Here is a 16,212-nt window from a genome sequence, read left to right as displayed (position 1 = left end):
TTAAAACAAAGAGTGCACCTTTTAAGCACTCTTTTGTTTTTGTATATTAATTATACAAGATATCCTTTTCGTCTAAAAAACACCCAAAAATTATGTATAAAAAACAACCACCAAAACAAATCAAAAATTATAGAGATAATATATAATAATTAAAATTTAATAATTAAGGATAAATATGGATGCAAACATCTCTTATGTAATTGATACATTCTTTGCAATTTTTGCAATGACTTTAATCATTTTTATGGTTCCCGGTTTTGCTATGTTAGAAGCAGGACTTGTACGTACTAAAAATGTAAGTGCAGTTTTAATGGTTAATACTATGATTTATGCAGTTGCCTCTTTGGCATTTTTGTTAGTTGGATACTCTGTGGCTTTTGGTGATTTTGGAAGTGATAGTATGAGTAAATGGGCAGCATTTTTATTTCAAATGGCATTTGTTGGTAAAGTTATTAATATAATGTCAGGGGGAGTTAGTGAAAGAGCAAAAGTATTACCTCTAGGACTATTTACTATAATAATGGGTGCATTAATTTATCCTATAATTGTTAATTGGTCTTGGGGAAGTGATATGTTAGAAGGAACTGCTTTAGATTTAACTATGTACGATTTAGCAGGTTCAACTGTTATTCACAGTACTGGTGGTTGGGCACTACTTGCAGCTATTATTATAATAGGAGCACGTCGAGGAAGATATCCAAAAGAGGGTGGAGTTCGTGTTATTCCAGCTTCAAATATTCCCCTTGTAACTTTAGGTGCTTTTCTTCTTTGGATTGGTTGGTTTGGATTTAACGGTGGTAGTGTAGGTTCAATTGCATCAAAAGAGAGTGCAGATGCAGTAGCTTTAACTATCATGAATACAAACACAGCAGGTCTAGCAGGGGCTATTTTAGTTGGTTTATATATGCATTTTAGATATAACAGACTTGATATAACTATGGTATTAAATGGTGCCTTAGGTGGATTGGTTGCAATTACAGCAGGTCCAGACCTATACAATATTTATACTCCAATCTTAATAGGTGCAATTGGTGGTGTTTTAGTTATATTTGGAGTAAGTTTCTTTGATAAATTAAAACTTGACGATCCTGTAGGGGCACTTTCTGTGCATCTGTTAAATGGTATTTGGGGAACAATTGCTGTTGGTATTTTTGCATCTAATGGAGATGATATTACTTTACTTGGACAATTAAAAGGTGTAGTTGTTGTTGGAACTTTTGCTTTTGTTACATCATTTGTAGTATTATTTATAATAAATAAAATAGTACCGCTAAGAGCAGAAAAAGACGAAGAGATGCAAGGGCTAGATGTAGAAGAGTGTGGACTTGAAGCATATCCAGAATTTAAGCGAGCATTTTAATCTAATTATTAGTTATAGAATGATTAGATTTATTTAAATTTATTTTGTTAGAATATAAGAATCAAAAAAAGGATTAAAATTGAAAAAGATTGAAGCAATAATTAAACCATTTAAATTAGAAGATGTAAAAGAGGCATTAACAGAGGCTGGAATAACTGGTATGACAGTATCTGATGTAAAAGGTTATGGAAGACAGCAAGGTCACTCTGAGCTTTATAGAGGCGCTGAATATGTAGTTGATTTTTTACCAAAAATTAAAATTGAACTTATTGTTGCAAATAAAGATGTTGATTCAACTATTAACTTAATCACAGAATCATCAAAAACAGGAAAAATTGGTGATGGTAAAATATTTGTTTCTCCAATTGAAAGAATTGTAAGAATCAGAACAGGTGAAGAAGATGAGGAAGCAATTTAGTGAGTAAGCAAATTGTTCTTAACTCTCCACTAGATATGCATCTTCACCTAAGAGATGGTGAGATGTTGAAACTAGTGGGACCACTAACTTCTAAAACTTTTGCAGGTGCTTTAGTAATGCCAAATTTAGTACCTCCAATTACAACAAAAGAGGCTTTGTTATCTTATAAAAGTAGAATTAAAGAGGCTTGTAAAGATGATGCTTTTGAGCCTTTTATGACTCTATTTTTTCAAGAATATTCAAGAGAGTTCTTAGAAGAAGTTAAAGATGAGATAATAGGTATAAAGTTATACCCAGCAGGAATTACAACTAATTCTGAAAATGGAGTAGCTGCAATAGATGCCCAGAGTTTAAGACCAACATTAGAAGCAATGAGTGATTTAAATATCCCTTTATGTGTTCATGGCGAAACTAATGGTTTTGTAATGGATAGAGAAAAAGAGTTTATGCCTATTTATGAAGGTTTGGCTAAAGCATTTCCTAAATTAAAAATCATAATGGAACACATTACTACTAAAGATGCAGTGGAATTAGTAGAAAAATATGAAAATTTATATGCAACAATTACTTTACATCATTTGATTATTACATTGAATGATGTAGCTGGTGGTATGCTTCAACCACATCTTTTTTGTAAGCCTATTGCAAAAAGGTATGAAGATAGAGATGCTCTACTAAAAGCTGCACTAGATGGTAATGCAAAAATAATGTTTGGTTCTGATTCTGCACCACACCCTAAACATAAAAAAGAGTCTTGCGGGTGTGCTGCAGGAGTTTTTACTTCACCTATAGCTCTTCAAGTTTTAGCTGAGCTTTTTGAAAAACATGATAAGTTAGATAATTTAAATGCTTTTTTAAGTCTAAATGCTCAAAAGATTTATAATTTCAAAGCACTTAGTAAAGATATTACTTTAGTAAAAGAGGAATTTATTGTTCCTAATATTTATGAAGATTTTGGTGAAAATGTTGTACCTATGTATAATAATCAAAAACTGAAGTGGTCTATAAAGTAAGAGACTTAATCGTCTCTTTCTGATAGGAGTTGAGTGATTTTCTCTTGACTCTCTTTAGCTTTTTGGATTCTCTCTTCTCTCATACTTCTTAGCGTTTCTAACGTTTCCATTTTTTCATGGTCTATATTTGCTTTTATTTGTATAGCTTTTCTATTATTTGATAAACCACTTATTGCTAAGAATTTTTCTTTATTATTGATATAGACTTTTGATGTTGATGAAGTTGAATTTTTATTAAAGACTATTACATCTCCCTCTTTTAAATCTAAAACTTCAGAGGCTTTTAGAACAGTTTCGGCCATGATTGATTCTATGTTCATTTTTGCACCAGAAATCAGAGTTGTTATATCTCTTTTTCTACTTGCTTTTTTATTTCTACCTTCTGCAAAAATCTTTGTAACAATTTTATTTAACAGCGTTTCTATATATGAAATAGGATAACAAATAGATAAAAATCCTGATTCTTCATCAATTGTAAATTCTAAAACAACAAGTAAAACAATTTCATGGTCTGAGATGATTTGAATAGCATTTGCATTTGTATCTCTTGATTCTATTTTAAAATTAAGTGTTGTAATTTCATCCCAAGCTTTGTATAAATGCGAAACTATAAGTTTATAAAAGTGGTCAAATATTTCAACTTCAATTTCTGTTAACTCTCTATCTAGGTTATCACTAGCAGCAACTGAACCACTTCCTAATAACTCTGCAATAATTTTATGTGAAATTCCTGGGTTACACTCAATTACTATTCTTCCATCAAGAGGTTTAATAGATAAGGTATTTAAAGATGTCAATTGTGGAATTGATAAAATAAATTCACCATATGTCATTTGTTCTATTGAGTATAGTTTTATATCAACAATTTTTCTAAGCATTGCAGAAAGATCAGTGATGAGATCTCTTAGCATTTTATCATGAAGTGTTGAAAAGGCTTTAAACTGCTCATTTGAAATACGATTTGGCTTTTTAAAGTCATAAATAGAGTAGTTTTTTTCTTTTGATATAATAGGTTCATCGACTGTTTTGTCAATGTCTTCACCTTGTTCTGCAATATCTAAAAGTGCATCAATTTCATCTTGACTTAAAAATTCTGCCATCTCTTATCCTCTAATCTCTAATTCAACATCAAGAGCACCTAACTCTTTTATTAATTTGAGAGTTTCGATTATATCTATCATTGGTAGTTTCATAACTTTCATTGCTCTAACTAAATCAGAAACTTTTGGTAAACCTTTTGTATTTATCATAGTATTATCTAAGTCTACTATTGGTTTATCTGCAATAACAATATCATCGCCTATATTCATACCTTTGTTTACTTCTATATTATCCCATTGTTCACTGTTTAAGTCTGTTTGCTTAATTCTAAGAATGAAATTCTCTTTTGAAACTGTAACGGGACCTATTTCAATATCATTTCCAGAAATAATCATTTCTCTATTTTTATCTATTATAATTCTTTTTTTGAATGAAGAATCTAATGGTATATTTTCAATGATTGAAATAAATCTTACCATAGACATATCACTTTCTGGTTTATTAACTTCTATAGTTCTTGTATCATAGGCAAAAGCTATTTTAGAAGCAAATTTTTCATTGATTTTTCTTTGAATCATATCTGCATCTGATGCTGATGCTTTTATTAAACTAAGAGTTAAATTTTTTTCATCTTTTAAGGTATATGGTATCTCATTTTCAATTATAGCACCCTCATAAATCATACCTGTGGTTTCATTATCTTTATTGGCTATGATTGTCCCTTGTGCAAGTCCATATACATTGCCATCTACCCCTTTTAATTGAGTTAACAAAAGTTCACCATTATTGATTGATTTTGCATCCCCAATAGCTGATATTTTAACTTTTATTTTATCCCCTTGTCTAGCAAATGCGGGTAGTGATGATGTAACCATTACTGCAGCAATATTTTTAGATTTAATTGATGACGTGGGAATTTTAATATAAGAATTTCTAAGTAGGTTTTGTAGACTTTGCATGGTAAAAGTTGATTTATCACCAGTGCCTGCAAGCCCTACAACTAGACCATAACCTAAAAGTTGATTTTCTCTAATACCAACAATATTTGTTATATCTTTTATTGTTTGTGCGTATATAGATGTAAATAAGAAAAAAAATAAAAAAATGTATTTCAATAGTTTACCTCGTATAATAATTGATTTATTTTATCTAAATTTATATAAATTTTAGATATCATAAATGAAAATTAAATTAGGGTTATCTTTGAATATTTATATTTATGGCAGTCAAAACTTTAAAAAAGATATTAAAGATGAATTAAATAGAACTCATATCGATTTTAAATTGGGTGATAATGGTTTAATTCAAGATGTTCAATCTTTGAATACCTTAAAAGAACTAATTGAAGATAATGATGATGATATCTTTTTAATTGATGATGCAAAGATTATAAAAGAGAATTTAATAAATTCCAAAATAAAGTTTCTAAAACCAAAAGATGGAATAGAACAAGAGTATTTAAAACAAAAAGGAATTGATGATTTAAGTGTTGATTCTATTGCTGATATATCAAAATATATTCTTAAGAAAATGAAAGATTTAGGTTTAGATGATGATGACGAAGATTTTGATGAAAGACAAATTCAGGATTCTATAACAAATATTGTAAATGATGCTTATAATGACGAAGATAAAGATAATACAGAAAATGAAGATAAAATCATAGATGATGATTATGAACTTAGTGATGATTTGAAAGCTTTGTTATCTCAAGAAGAAGAGCCAGACTATGATGATTCTATAGAAAGTCAGAGTGAAAGAATTGAAATAGATGAGGAAGAACATCAAGATAATGATGAAGTCTCTTCAAAAACCAATAAATCTGAGCAAATGCTAGATGAGGAGCCACAAATTAATACTAATGATGAAAATGAAAAAACATTTGAATCAATTACTTCACTTGAAGAGATGGATGAACTTATAAATTTTGAAGATATCACATCTTTAGATGATTTAACAGAAGATGATATTTTATCTGCTTTAAGTGGAGAAGATATAAAGCCAAGAGTAGCAAAAAAAATAGAAAATAAAGCAAACGAGATGAGTATAAAACTTGATAATCCAGATGATATTAGAGAGTTTTTAACTAAATTATTAGAGAGTAAAGCATTAGAAATAACTGTAAAGATTAAAGAATGAATATGGACCTAATGGCTATTGCCCAAAATACAGTTAAGATAATTCTTTTATTAGCATTACCTTCACTATTTGTAAGTATGGTGATAGGGTTATTAATCTCTGTATTTCAAGCAGTAACTCAAATCTCTGATGCAGCATTGGCTTTTGTACCTAAAGTTGTTTTTGTATCTGTTTTTATATTAATCTCTTTACCATGGATTGGAGACAATGTAAGTACATATACAAAAGAGTTATGGAATATAATTTTAATGTATGGTAACAATGGATGATACAAAAACTATATAAACTGAAAAAATCACAAACTGACCAAAAGTTGATGTATAAAGCTGAGATTATGAATTCAGTTTCATTATTTGATGAGCAAATTAATGATTTAAGTGTTAACATAAATACAGCAAGTGTTGATAGGCATGGAGCAATTTCAGACTTTAAAGTTTTAGAAATCCATAAAGAGACACTAAGAATGGAACGTAAAAAGCTAGAATCACAAAGAAACTTTTTACTAACAAAATTAGATAAGTTAAATTTAGAAATTGTTCAACTTCAAAAAGAGGCTGAACAATATGATTATTTGCTTAAAGAAGAGAAGAAAGAGTTATATAAAAAATTATTAGTTGCAGAAGAAGAAGCATCAAGTGAATTTGTACAAAGTAAATATATAACAGGATAAGGGGATTTTAATTGAATAAAATATTTATAGTAATTTTAGTTTTTGGAACATATCTATTTGCACAGGAGACCGCTGGCTCTTTCATTAAAGAGAAAAAAGAGATCATGGTTTTAAAACAAGATTTAAATAAATTTTATACATTAAAAGAAGAAGAGTACAAAAAAAGAAAACAAGAGTTAGAGTCGTTAATGGCTAAAATAAAATCAGAAAAACAAGAAATACAAAATATATATGATAAAAATCAAACAATTTTAAAAGATATACAAGGAGAAGTTGCTAGCAAAACTTCAAAAATATATAATGCAATGAAACCAAAAATTGCAGGTCAAATTTTTAACAAAATGATTGATGATGGAAAAATTGAAGATGTTTTTGATATAATCTTGAAATTAAAAGAGAAAAAAGTGACTCAAATCATGAGATACTTAAGTATAAGAAATGCTTCTAAGCTTACTGAAAAGCTTAAAAATTTTAGAGTTAAAGATGAAAGCAAGAAAGGATAATAATGGCTGAAGAAGAAGTTGTAGAACAACCTGCAAAGGGTGGAGGAAAAGGTTTAATGATAGTGCTTATTGCACTAATCTTATTTTTATTACTAGCAGTAGTTGGTGGTGGATATTTTCTCTATTCTCAAGGGGTTTTTAGTCCTCAAGAAAATAACAATCAAGCAGAAACCGTAAAAAAAGAAGAGTCTAATTCAAGTGATAGATTTAAAGCTGCAGTTAATGACTTGGTACTAAATATTACTAATGCAAAAGGTAGAGAAAAGTTAATGAAACTATCTTTTACCTTAAAAAGTAGTGATCCCGCTATTGAAGCAGTTGTTGAGGCTTACAAAGCTGAAATTATTGATGTTGTAATATCTCAAATAAGTGCAAGAAGTTCTGAAGAGCTTTTAACAGTAGGTGGAAAAGCTTTGCTAAAAGATGAAATGATTGATGAAATTAATAAAGTCTTAAATGATGCAACTGCTGGAAACTCTGATATTCAAAAAAGTAGTATTAAAGATATTTTGTTTACAACTTTTGTAATAAAGTAGGATAAATGATAGTTACAGTAAAAAATAGTGGACCTAAAAATTATGTGATGAAAATAATTTCAGTTCTTGCATTAGTTACTATGTTTACTGCATACTATTTTCATATGAGTGATGAATTTTCTTCTAACCAAACTACTAGTAAAACATCTCCACAAAACATTGAAGAGATGAAAAGAGAAGATTCGAAAAAAGTGGAAAGACTGATTTTTAAAGAAGTTGAAACAGCAGTTGATTTGATTGGGCAAGAGTATATTCAAGATGTTAAAATTGTAAAAAACAAGATATTATTAGTATGTGATACAAGTGCAAACCTAGATGCCCTAAAGGTTAGATATGGAACTTTAGCATTAATAAAGAATGATTTAAACAATATTAAAATAGTCATAGATATTAAATATATAATAGAGAGTAAATATAATGAAAATTAAATATTTTACAGCTGTTTTATTTGCTTTTTTATTAAATTCATGTGCAGGTACTACTCCTGAAATTGAATTTGAAAAGCCTCCTACGCAAGTAGTAAAACCACAGCCTGTTATTCAATATAACAAGGGCTCTTTGTATGCTAGAAAAGGCCCTTCTTTATTTGCAGATAAAAAAGACTTACAAATTGGTGATATTATACAAGTAGTAATTGATGAGTCTTTAACTTCAAATACAAGTAATAAAAGAGAACTTACAAACACAAGCTCCGAGTCTTTAGGTGGAGGACTTATAACTCCAGCTACGAATAATGTACTGCCCTTAAATTCAAAAGTTCAAAAAGTAGCAGATAAAATTAACAGTTTTGGTGGTGTTCAATTTAACTCAAGTAGTGATAGCTCGTTCAAAGGAGATGTGAAAGCAGCAGCTGATGAATCTTTTTCTACGACACTTTCTGTTATAATAGAAGAAACATATCAAAATGGAAACTATTACATTAAAGGTTCTAAAGAGATGTTGATTGATGAACAGAAGCAAGAGATAATAATTTCGGGGGTTATACGGCCTTATGATATAAGTCCAGACAACTCTATTAAATCATCTCAAGTTGCAAATTTGAAAGTTTTGTATAAGAAAGATGGTGAAGAACAAGATGTTATGCACCAACCTTGGGGAACAAAACTACTAAAAATGCTTTGGCCCTTCTAGTTTAATCTAACATTAAGAATTGTAATGCAATAATTAGGGATATTATCCCAAAGGAAGGTTCAAATGCTTAATTCGTTAAATGTTGCACAAACTGGTCTATCTGCAGCTAGAATTGCTGTAGAGAATACAATGAATAATGTCTCTAACATGAATACTGAGGGATATAAAAAAAGAGTTGTAGAAACAAGTGAAATGAATATCTCTGATGACCGTCTTTGGGGAAGAGGTGTTTCAGTTGATGATACAATTAGAATCACAAGTCAATACTTATATGATAATATTATTAAACAAAATAGTAAAGAAAACTATCAATCAGAATTATCTTTTATGTTAGAAAATGTTGAATCAATTTTCCAAGAGACTGATGAAGCAGGATTATCTTTTGATTTAGATAAATATTTCCAAACAGTTGAGAGTCTAAGAGCAAACCCTAACAATGAAGTTTATAAAAATGAATTAAAAATTAGTGGACAATTAATTGTTGATGATTTAAATCGTCTTTATGAGGGAGTTGAAGATCAAGAAAAAGTTTTCCAAAAAGCCCTAGAGACAAATATTGAAGATGTTAATCGAATGCTTAATGACATTGGGAAAATAAATAAAAAAATAAATGAGCAAGGATTTGCTTCTAATGATTTACTTGACAAAAGAGATTTATTAGAAAAACAAGTTTCTGATTATGTAGATATAAAAGTTGACAGGGGAAGTGACCTTTACCAGTTAGAAATAGGTGGAGAAGTTATTATCTCAAATGCAACAGTAGGCGAACTTTCTTTAGGAGAGGAGTATACTGCTCAAATAGATAGATATGTAACAGAAACTGGAAGTACAAGCAATATATTACAAGATACAGATACTTTTGATGAAGAAGATGTAATTACTTTTGAATTAGATAACACTACATCTGTAAGTGTTGAATACGGTGAAACAATGGTCTTTGACTTAGATGGAGATGGAGTTGATGAAACAGTAAAAGTTGATGATACTAATTATGTAAGAGCCTTAATAGAAAAAATAAACACTAATGCAGATATGGCTACAAAAGTAAAAGCCTATAATGGAAACTATGGAATTGATGATAAAGGTAATAAGTTCACCGTTGATAGCAGTGATATGTTTTTACTTATTGAATCAAAAGTTCCTGGAACAGATGGTAAATTTGACAGTAGAGTTACATTTACAGAAGAGGCATACTCTGTAAATGAAGCTACTTATTCAGTAAATCCTTCAATAAATAGTAATGAAGTAACTATACAAAGTAAATTTGCAGATGATGGCTTAAGTGTGTCTCATGAGATAGATCTAGGAGCTGCAAGTGCAGGTGAAGTTTTTGATATTGATTTATCTGACAACTATGGAACATCAGGTACCGTTACACTAACAAATGGTGTAACTTATAATGCAACAACAAATAAGTTAACTGTTCCTTCAGGGGTTGAGTCTTTTACTATAACTGTTGATTCAGTTGAACAAGCGACGGGAACTTTACCATATGGAACAGGAACAGCTGAGTCTTCTCTTGCATTGTTTGGCAAAACCCAAGAGTATACACTCTCTTTAAGTGGAACTAGTAATACAATCACTTCACTACTTAGTGTGGTAAATGATGGGAAAGATGTAACGCAAGATTATGAAATATCTACATCTACAACCAACACAAACAATCTAGTAAGTGCAATACCAAGTGTAAATGAGATTACAGGTGATTCTCAAGCAAGTGGTACTTTACAAGTTGAGTCAATAAAAAGTCTAGCAGCAGTTGATGGGAGTTCCATTACTCATACGGTTGATTTAAAAGCTTCAGGTGGAACTGAGCAGGTAATGAAGATATCTTTTACTGATGATACCGGAGATTATTTTGACCAAGCTCCTGTGTTTAGTCCCAATAATATAACATATGATATTGAAACTGGTCAAATAACCATTCCAGCAGGAACTGAAAGTTTTAGTTTTACTACTCCTACAAATGAGTTGGCTGATGTAAATACAGACCAAACATATAGTTTTTCTATTACAGATAATGCAGCTGCTAGTGGTTCTCAAGCAGTTACAATGACATCAACTTTGGTTATAAATAATAAAGAGGGGGTTACTTCACGTTCTATTTATAAAGAAGCAGATAGAAGTCTTGCTTCAAGTAATGCAATTACAATAAATACTCGTGATGAGGCCTTAAATATTACAAGTGGAAAATTAAAAGCTATAGTGGAAAATTTAGTCACAGAATCTGGAAATAATATATTTGATGAGTATAAAAAATCTTTAGATGATTTTGCCAAAACATTTGTTGATATGACTTCTAGTTATATTAAAAATGATGATAATACTTATATTAATGGTGAAATTGCAACAGATAATAACATCGAAATAGCAGAAGATATTGATTTGTTTAGTGGTTCAAGTGTAAGAACAATGCAATTTAACAAAGTAGCTGTTGGTAACCTAGAACAAAAAGATTACGACTATTTGGCAACACACCAATGGAAAGAGGATGTTTCATTTTTGGGATTTGGACAAGATACTAATAATGATATGGTGGCTAACGACAAGGATACAACATCTCTTTCTCAATTTTTACAAGGTATAAGAACAAATATAGCAAGGGATAAAGAGAGTAGTGATTTTATTTTAGAGACCCAACAAGCAGTTGTTCAATCATTAAATAATTCATATGATTTGAAAACAAAAGTTGATAATGATGAAGAGATGATAAATCTAATGAAATTTCAAGCAGCGTATTCTGCAAATGCAAAAATGATAACAACAGTTGATCAAATGTTGCAGACGTTACTTGGACTTAAAAGTTAAGGAGTAAATTATGGCTGAAGGTGTATTAGGATTAGGAACAGGGCAGGCTTCTACTTTAAATCAAGAATTAATTGATAAGTTAAAATCTGCAGAGAGAAAATCCTCTATTGAACCAATTGAGACAAGTCTTTCAAATTGGGAACTAGAGAGTGTAAAAGTAGCAGAAATAAAACTTCAAACTCAAGATTTACTTGATTCAATAAAACCATTTGACTTATTTGTGTCAGGTGGAGTAAATGCTTTTGAAACTAAAAGTGCAACAACAACTGGAGAGTCTGTAAACTTTGATGCAGTTGATGCAGGAGGTTTAAATACTGGTACAACAACAGTAAATGTATCACAATTAGCTCAAAGAGATGTGTATCAATCCTCTTCATTTGCTGACAAAGATGCTGTAGTATCTTCTACCTCAGGTTCAATGTTAGTTATCAATGGTGTAGAGTTTTCAACACTTAATAAAACTTATGATGATTTAGCTGATGAGATTAATATAAACTCCAATTTTAATGCCTCTGTTGAATCTGTAGGAACGGACTCTTTTAGGTTGGTAATAAAAAGTGAAAAATCTGGAACTGAAAATGCTTTAAGTATTACAGAAACAGGGATAGACTTAGGACTTAATGAGTTCTTATCTGATACAACAGTTACATCTGGAACAGTTCCTGCTGCTGGGTTAACACTGTCATTAAATGGTACAGATTTTACAACAAATGGAGCTGATAATTATAGTCAATTTATTGCAAGTATAGATGCAGATCCTGATTTTGATGCTTCTATTGGAGTAGATGGAACAGTATCTATAAGAAGAAGTGATGGAAGCCCACTTGAGGTTACAAATGATGATTTAGGTTTAGATTTAACCAATAACAACCATACTTTAACCGCACAAAACTTACAAGCAAAAATTGATGGGGTTGATTATGATGTCTCCTCAAATCTTGTTACAGTTGATGGTGGATTAAAAATTACAGCAGTAAAAATAGGAGAGTCCTCAATATCAATTGAAAAAGATACTACAAGTATCTCAACGCTTTTTAAAGATTTTATTGATAAATATAATACTTTAGTTGATTCAATTGATACTGAACTTTACTCAGCTGATTCTAATATAGATGATAGAACTACTTTAAGAACTATTCTTTCACAAGTTAAAGACCAGATTTTTGGAAGCTATGGGGCAGATTCTGATTTAAATTTATTTAATTATGGATTGTCATTGGATAAAACAGGTACATTATCATTAGATGATGCAGTTTTTAATACTGCTGTTAGTGATGATTTTGATAATCTAAAAAATCTTTTTATTGGTACAGCAGAAAATGAAGGTTTTGGTACACAATTAAAGACTTTACTTGATGATATGGATGGGTTTGACGGAATTATAACCTCTTATGAAGATAATTTAGATTCTAGAAAGACATCCCTTGAAAGTGATTTGGAAAAAGCAACAGAAGATTTAGATTCTAAATATGCACAACTAGCACAGCAATTTGCAGATTATGGAACAATTATTAGTAAATTTAATTCTCAATTTGCAGGTTTAGAGATGATGATAAACCAATCTGTTTCTAATTAGTTTAAGGTTTAATATAATATACTCTGAATCAAGAAAAAGATGGAGATGATGGTGGGATTAGATGTTTATAATCAACAAAATGCAGTAAGTAACGACCCATATGTATTAATCCTTAAGTTATATGAGGGATTGTTAAGATATCTTTCTTTTGCTGAAGAAGCAGTAGAAAATGGAGATGTTGAAGAAAAATTTATATATATAAATAAATCTATTGCAATTTTTGATGAATTAAGAAATGTATTAGACTTTGATGGTGGAGATATTGCACACTACCTTGATGGTTTATACTTATATCAAATAGAGACTCTTTTTACTGCTGGTATTAACGATAATGTTAATTTAATACACCAAGTTAAAAAAGTAGCTCAGGGTCTTATAGAAGCATGGAAAGACGAGACTGGTCTTTAGAAGCACTAAAGAGATTAACATATGTTGATTCTTTAGATGATGAGCTAAGAGCAGAAGGGTTAAAGTCTTGGGCTTTAACTTATTTAGAAACTACAGAAATAACTGACTTTGACCTAACACACGAAGAACTTTTAATTTTAAGAGAACTATTTTTTAAAAATGCAAACTTTTTATTTAATTATAGAGAGGATGTTTTAGAAGAGTTAAAAACACTCTCTAATGTAAAAAAGTTTTTAGATAAATAAATCTTTTGGCTCAATCTTTATTTGAAAAAGATAAGCTCTTATATTTTTTGGGATTTTATTTATCCTACAACTCTCTTTAAAAACTTTATCCATAACGTGAGCTGATTTTGGGGCTATATAAATAAATTTGTCTGTAATTGAAATATTTATTTTATCTGAGATACTTATCTCTTTTTGTTTAAGAATTTCATTTCTTTGATCTTTTGATATTAATAGACCTCGTTTTTTTAATGATTTATCTATTATCTTAATATTTAGATTTTCATCATTTTGATTAGTAAAGATTTCCAAAGACTCTTTTTTATAAATAGGCTTTAATTTTAAATTTAGTGATTTAATATCATTTTCTAAATATTTAAAACTATTTTTAATCCCAGATTTATAATTTTTTATTAAATCATTAGAAAATTTTTTTCTAAAATAATTACGCTTGTATTTCTCATCACTATTTGAACTATCAATAAAGTATTTTAATTCATTTTTTTCTAAAAAATCTTGAAGTTCTTCTTTTGATACTTCTAGAAGAGGTCTGTATATAGTGTATGTTTCTTTGCTTGTTTTTTCTTCTAAGCCAATTAGTTCAACTAAGCCAGCACCTTTTGTTAATTGCATTAAAAACCACTCTAGTTTATCATTTAATTGATGTGCAGTAATAAGTGATTGATAGTTTTCATTTTTTATAATCTCTTCAAAAAAGTCATACCTTATATCTCTAGCTTGTTTTTCAAAGTTTGAAGTATTTGTAAGATTTATCTCTTTAGTGAAACACTTTTTATTATATTTAGAAGCTAACTCTTTTGCATAAGCAACTTCTTCTTTTGACTGTGCTCTTAAATTATAATCAACAATTACAATATCAAAGGGAATATCTTTTTCAAGAAGTAAAAAAAATAGCGCAGTTGAATCAATACCTGCAGAAAATGCTAAAAGATTTTTTGTGGTATTGATATTGAAGTTCGTCATTAAAGCTCTTTAATAGCTGTTCCAATTAGTTTATCTCCAACTAATTCAGTAATTTTTACTTGGTAAGTTTTTCCAACTGTCAATTCTGTATTTGTTTCATTGTCATTGATATAAATTTCTCCATCAATTTCAGGTGCCCAAATAGTTTTTCTAGCACTTAGTAAATATTCATGCTCATCACTTTGACCATCAATATAAACACTAACTATGCTCCCAACTTCATTTTCTAGAGACTCTAAAGTTTTTCTTTGGATTATTTCGCCTAAAATATCAGCTCTTTTGTCAATGATTTTTTGCTCAATTTTATTTGTATTATCATAAGCAGCTGTTCCATCTTCATCTGAATAAGAAAATACATTTGCCCTATCAAATCCATACTCTTCAACATATGAACAAAGCTCATTAAAGTCATCTTCTGTTTCACCTGGATGTCCCACGATAAATGTAGTTCTTACAAATGATTTAGAAGTATCTCTCATGGCTCTCATAAGCTCTTTTAACTTTTCTACGCCTTTCCCTCTTTTCATGATTTTAAGCATGCTAGGGCTTACGTGTTGCAGTGGCATATCAAAATAATTCTCAAATACTTTTGAGTTTTCGATTTTTTGAATAAGTGATAAGCTTGTAGTTGATGGGTAAAGATATAAAATTCTAGCACTTTTAATTCCATTTATTTTTTCAACTTCATTAATTAACTGTTCTAATCCATCATTGATATTTAAATCCCTTAAAAATGATGAACTATCTTGTGATACAAAAGAAAAATCATAAAAGCCTTGTGCAACTAAATTTTTAACCTCTTTAACTAAAGATTCTAAAGTTCGTGAGTGAAGTTTCCCTTTAAAAGAGGGAATAGCACAAAAAGAACAAACTTGATTACACCCTTCTGATACTTTGATATAAGCATGATAATTTGAACCAGTAATAACTCTATCATCTGTTTCATTTAATAAAAATACTTCATTTGTAAAACCACTTCTTTTTTCATTTACAAGTGTATCTATTTTGTCATAATCCCCAACTCCTGTAAAAATATCAATCTCAGGTAACTCTTTTTGAAGTTGCTCTTTATATCTTTCACTTAAACATCCTGCCATTACTAAAACTGAATCTTTTTTTCTAAGATCATGTAGATTTAAAATGGTATTAATACTCTCTTCTTTTGCACTATCAATAAATCCACATGTATTTACAATAATTACATCAGAATTCTCTACTTCATTTGATATCTTATAATCTTTTAGTTTCCCAAGCATAATTTCTGAGTCAACTAGGTTTTTAGTGCAACCAAGACTAACTAGATGCAAAGACTTCTGAGGATTTTGTGTTGAAAATTTCATATATAACCTATTAATTTTTTGGAATTTTAGCATAATAGTTTGAATTTATCAAAAGTAGTAT

At 29.6% G+C, this 16,212-nt stretch carries 18 protein-coding genes; 14 read left to right on the top strand and 4 right to left on the bottom strand.

Annotated features, from left to right (window positions below; translation table 11 throughout):
- The first annotated feature begins 175 nt into the window (after positions 1 to 175).
- The 3 genes from ACNI28_RS05195 (at position 176) to pyrC (ending at position 2,791) form a co-directional block, all read left to right on the top strand.
- Complete coding sequence (locus ACNI28_RS05195) at positions 176 to 1,360, top strand: ammonium transporter family protein (RefSeq protein WP_419766149.1); 1,185 nt, start codon at positions 176 to 178, stop codon at positions 1,358 to 1,360.
- A gap of 79 nt (positions 1,361 to 1,439) precedes the next feature.
- Positions 1,440 to 1,778, top strand: a complete 339-nt coding sequence (locus ACNI28_RS05190) for a P-II family nitrogen regulator (protein ID WP_298751542.1) — start codon at positions 1,440 to 1,442, stop codon at positions 1,776 to 1,778.
- Complete coding sequence (pyrC, locus tag ACNI28_RS05185; protein ID WP_419766146.1) at positions 1,778 to 2,791, top strand: dihydroorotase; 1,014 nt, start codon at positions 1,778 to 1,780, stop codon at positions 2,789 to 2,791. Before ACNI28_RS05190 ends, pyrC begins: the two co-directional genes overlap by 1 nt.
- A gap of 5 nt (positions 2,792 to 2,796) precedes the next feature.
- Here the strand turns inward: pyrC and fliM are convergent, their stop codons facing one another.
- Together fliM and ACNI28_RS05175 are read right to left on the bottom strand one after the other, a co-directional pair.
- Positions 2,797 to 3,891 (bottom strand): flagellar motor switch protein FliM, encoded by a 1,095-nt coding sequence (fliM, locus tag ACNI28_RS05180; RefSeq protein WP_419766144.1) that lies wholly within the window; start codon positions 3,889 to 3,891, stop codon positions 2,797 to 2,799.
- 3 nt (positions 3,892 to 3,894) lie between these two features.
- Positions 3,895 to 4,947 (bottom strand): flagellar basal body P-ring protein FlgI, encoded by a 1,053-nt coding sequence (locus tag ACNI28_RS05175; RefSeq protein ID WP_419766142.1) that lies wholly within the window; start codon positions 4,945 to 4,947, stop codon positions 3,895 to 3,897.
- 64 nt (positions 4,948 to 5,011) lie between these two features.
- Here ACNI28_RS05175 and ACNI28_RS05170 point away from each other — a divergent pair, with 64 nt between their 5' ends.
- From ACNI28_RS05170 to ACNI28_RS05120, 11 genes are all read left to right on the top strand, one after another.
- Positions 5,012 to 5,971, top strand: coding sequence for a hypothetical protein (locus tag ACNI28_RS05170; RefSeq protein WP_419766140.1), 960 nt, complete (start codon positions 5,012 to 5,014; stop codon positions 5,969 to 5,971).
- Positions 5,968 to 6,240 carry a flagellar biosynthetic protein FliQ gene (locus ACNI28_RS05165; RefSeq protein ID WP_419766138.1) on the top strand — a complete coding sequence of 91 codons (273 nt, stop codon included), beginning with the start codon at positions 5,968 to 5,970 and terminating at the stop codon, positions 6,238 to 6,240. Before ACNI28_RS05170 ends, ACNI28_RS05165 begins: the two co-directional genes overlap by 4 nt.
- Complete coding sequence (locus tag ACNI28_RS05160) at positions 6,237 to 6,641, top strand: hypothetical protein (RefSeq protein ID WP_419766136.1); 405 nt, start codon at positions 6,237 to 6,239, stop codon at positions 6,639 to 6,641. The genes ACNI28_RS05165 and ACNI28_RS05160 overlap by 4 nt, the downstream gene beginning before the upstream one ends.
- Positions 6,642 to 6,652: 11 nt before the next feature.
- Positions 6,653 to 7,144 (top strand): MotE family protein, encoded by a 492-nt coding sequence (locus ACNI28_RS05155; RefSeq protein WP_419766134.1) that lies wholly within the window; start codon positions 6,653 to 6,655, stop codon positions 7,142 to 7,144.
- Between the two features lie 2 nt (positions 7,145 to 7,146).
- On the top strand, positions 7,147 to 7,680 hold the full coding sequence (locus ACNI28_RS05150; protein ID WP_419766132.1) for a flagellar basal body-associated FliL family protein: 534 nt from the start codon (positions 7,147 to 7,149) through the stop codon (positions 7,678 to 7,680).
- A 5-nt stretch (positions 7,681 to 7,685) separates the two neighbouring features.
- Positions 7,686 to 8,108 (top strand): hypothetical protein, encoded by a 423-nt coding sequence (locus ACNI28_RS05145; RefSeq protein WP_419766130.1) that lies wholly within the window; start codon positions 7,686 to 7,688, stop codon positions 8,106 to 8,108.
- Positions 8,098 to 8,811, top strand: a complete 714-nt coding sequence (locus ACNI28_RS05140; protein ID WP_419766128.1) for a flagellar basal body L-ring protein FlgH — start codon at positions 8,098 to 8,100, stop codon at positions 8,809 to 8,811. The genes ACNI28_RS05145 and ACNI28_RS05140 overlap by 11 nt, the downstream gene beginning before the upstream one ends.
- 63 nt (positions 8,812 to 8,874) lie before the next feature.
- Positions 8,875 to 11,619, top strand: coding sequence for a FlgK family flagellar hook-associated protein (locus ACNI28_RS05135; RefSeq protein WP_419766126.1), 2,745 nt, complete (start codon positions 8,875 to 8,877; stop codon positions 11,617 to 11,619).
- A gap of 10 nt (positions 11,620 to 11,629) precedes the next feature.
- Positions 11,630 to 13,195 (top strand): flagellar filament capping protein FliD, encoded by a 1,566-nt coding sequence (gene fliD, locus ACNI28_RS05130; RefSeq protein ID WP_419766124.1) that lies wholly within the window; start codon positions 11,630 to 11,632, stop codon positions 13,193 to 13,195.
- 45 nt (positions 13,196 to 13,240) lie between these two features.
- A complete protein-coding gene (gene fliS / locus ACNI28_RS05125) occupies positions 13,241 to 13,603 on the top strand; it encodes a flagellar export chaperone FliS (RefSeq protein WP_419766122.1) in 363 nt (120 codons plus the stop codon).
- Complete coding sequence (locus tag ACNI28_RS05120; RefSeq protein WP_419766120.1) at positions 13,579 to 13,848, top strand: hypothetical protein; 270 nt, start codon at positions 13,579 to 13,581, stop codon at positions 13,846 to 13,848. Before fliS ends, ACNI28_RS05120 begins: the two co-directional genes overlap by 25 nt.
- Here ACNI28_RS05120 and tilS read toward each other — a convergent pair.
- Together tilS and rimO are read right to left on the bottom strand one after the other, a co-directional pair.
- Positions 13,837 to 14,811, bottom strand: a complete 975-nt coding sequence (gene tilS / locus ACNI28_RS05115) for a tRNA lysidine(34) synthetase TilS (protein ID WP_419766118.1) — start codon at positions 14,809 to 14,811, stop codon at positions 13,837 to 13,839. The genes ACNI28_RS05120 and tilS overlap by 12 nt on opposite strands.
- Positions 14,811 to 16,151 carry a 30S ribosomal protein S12 methylthiotransferase RimO gene (gene rimO, locus ACNI28_RS05110; RefSeq protein WP_419766116.1) on the bottom strand — a complete coding sequence of 447 codons (1,341 nt, stop codon included), beginning with the start codon at positions 16,149 to 16,151 and terminating at the stop codon, positions 14,811 to 14,813. Before rimO ends, tilS begins: the two co-directional genes overlap by 1 nt.
- Between the last annotated feature and the right edge of the window lie 61 nt (positions 16,152 to 16,212).

It is taken from the genome of Arcobacter denitrificans (SeqCode) (genome assembly GCF_048571185.1).
GTDB classification, from domain to species: Bacteria; Campylobacterota; Campylobacteria; order Campylobacterales; family Arcobacteraceae; genus Arcobacter; species Arcobacter denitrificans.
This window is presented reverse-complemented; position numbering and strand designations above follow the sequence as displayed.

What these genes read in the sequence shown, in the direction of transcription:
- ACNI28_RS05195 (WP_419766149.1), top strand. Translation starts at nt 176, where the DNA reads ATGGATGCAAACATCTCTTATGTAATTGATACATTCTTTGCAATTTTT.
- fliM (WP_419766144.1), bottom strand. Translation starts at nt 3,891, where the DNA reads ATGGCAGAATTTTTAAGTCAAGATGAAATTGATGCACTTTTAGATATT.
- ACNI28_RS05170 (WP_419766140.1), top strand. Translation starts at nt 5,012, where the DNA reads ATGAAAATTAAATTAGGGTTATCTTTGAATATTTATATTTATGGCAGT.
- ACNI28_RS05165 (WP_419766138.1), top strand. Translation starts at nt 5,968, where the DNA reads ATGAATATGGACCTAATGGCTATTGCCCAAAATACAGTTAAGATAATT.
- ACNI28_RS05160 (WP_419766136.1), top strand. Translation starts at nt 6,237, where the DNA reads ATGATACAAAAACTATATAAACTGAAAAAATCACAAACTGACCAAAAG.
- ACNI28_RS05150 (WP_419766132.1), top strand. Translation starts at nt 7,147, where the DNA reads ATGGCTGAAGAAGAAGTTGTAGAACAACCTGCAAAGGGTGGAGGAAAA.
- ACNI28_RS05145 (WP_419766130.1), top strand. Translation starts at nt 7,686, where the DNA reads ATGATAGTTACAGTAAAAAATAGTGGACCTAAAAATTATGTGATGAAA.
- ACNI28_RS05140 (WP_419766128.1), top strand. Translation starts at nt 8,098, where the DNA reads ATGAAAATTAAATATTTTACAGCTGTTTTATTTGCTTTTTTATTAAAT.
- ACNI28_RS05135 (WP_419766126.1), top strand. Translation starts at nt 8,875, where the DNA reads ATGCTTAATTCGTTAAATGTTGCACAAACTGGTCTATCTGCAGCTAGA.
- fliD (WP_419766124.1), top strand. Translation starts at nt 11,630, where the DNA reads ATGGCTGAAGGTGTATTAGGATTAGGAACAGGGCAGGCTTCTACTTTA.
- fliS (WP_419766122.1), top strand. Translation starts at nt 13,241, where the DNA reads ATGATGGTGGGATTAGATGTTTATAATCAACAAAATGCAGTAAGTAAC.
- ACNI28_RS05120 (WP_419766120.1), top strand. Translation starts at nt 13,579, where the DNA reads ATGGAAAGACGAGACTGGTCTTTAGAAGCACTAAAGAGATTAACATAT.
- tilS (WP_419766118.1), bottom strand. Translation starts at nt 14,811, where the DNA reads ATGACGAACTTCAATATCAATACCACAAAAAATCTTTTAGCATTTTCT.
- rimO (WP_419766116.1), bottom strand. Translation starts at nt 16,151, where the DNA reads ATGAAATTTTCAACACAAAATCCTCAGAAGTCTTTGCATCTAGTTAGT.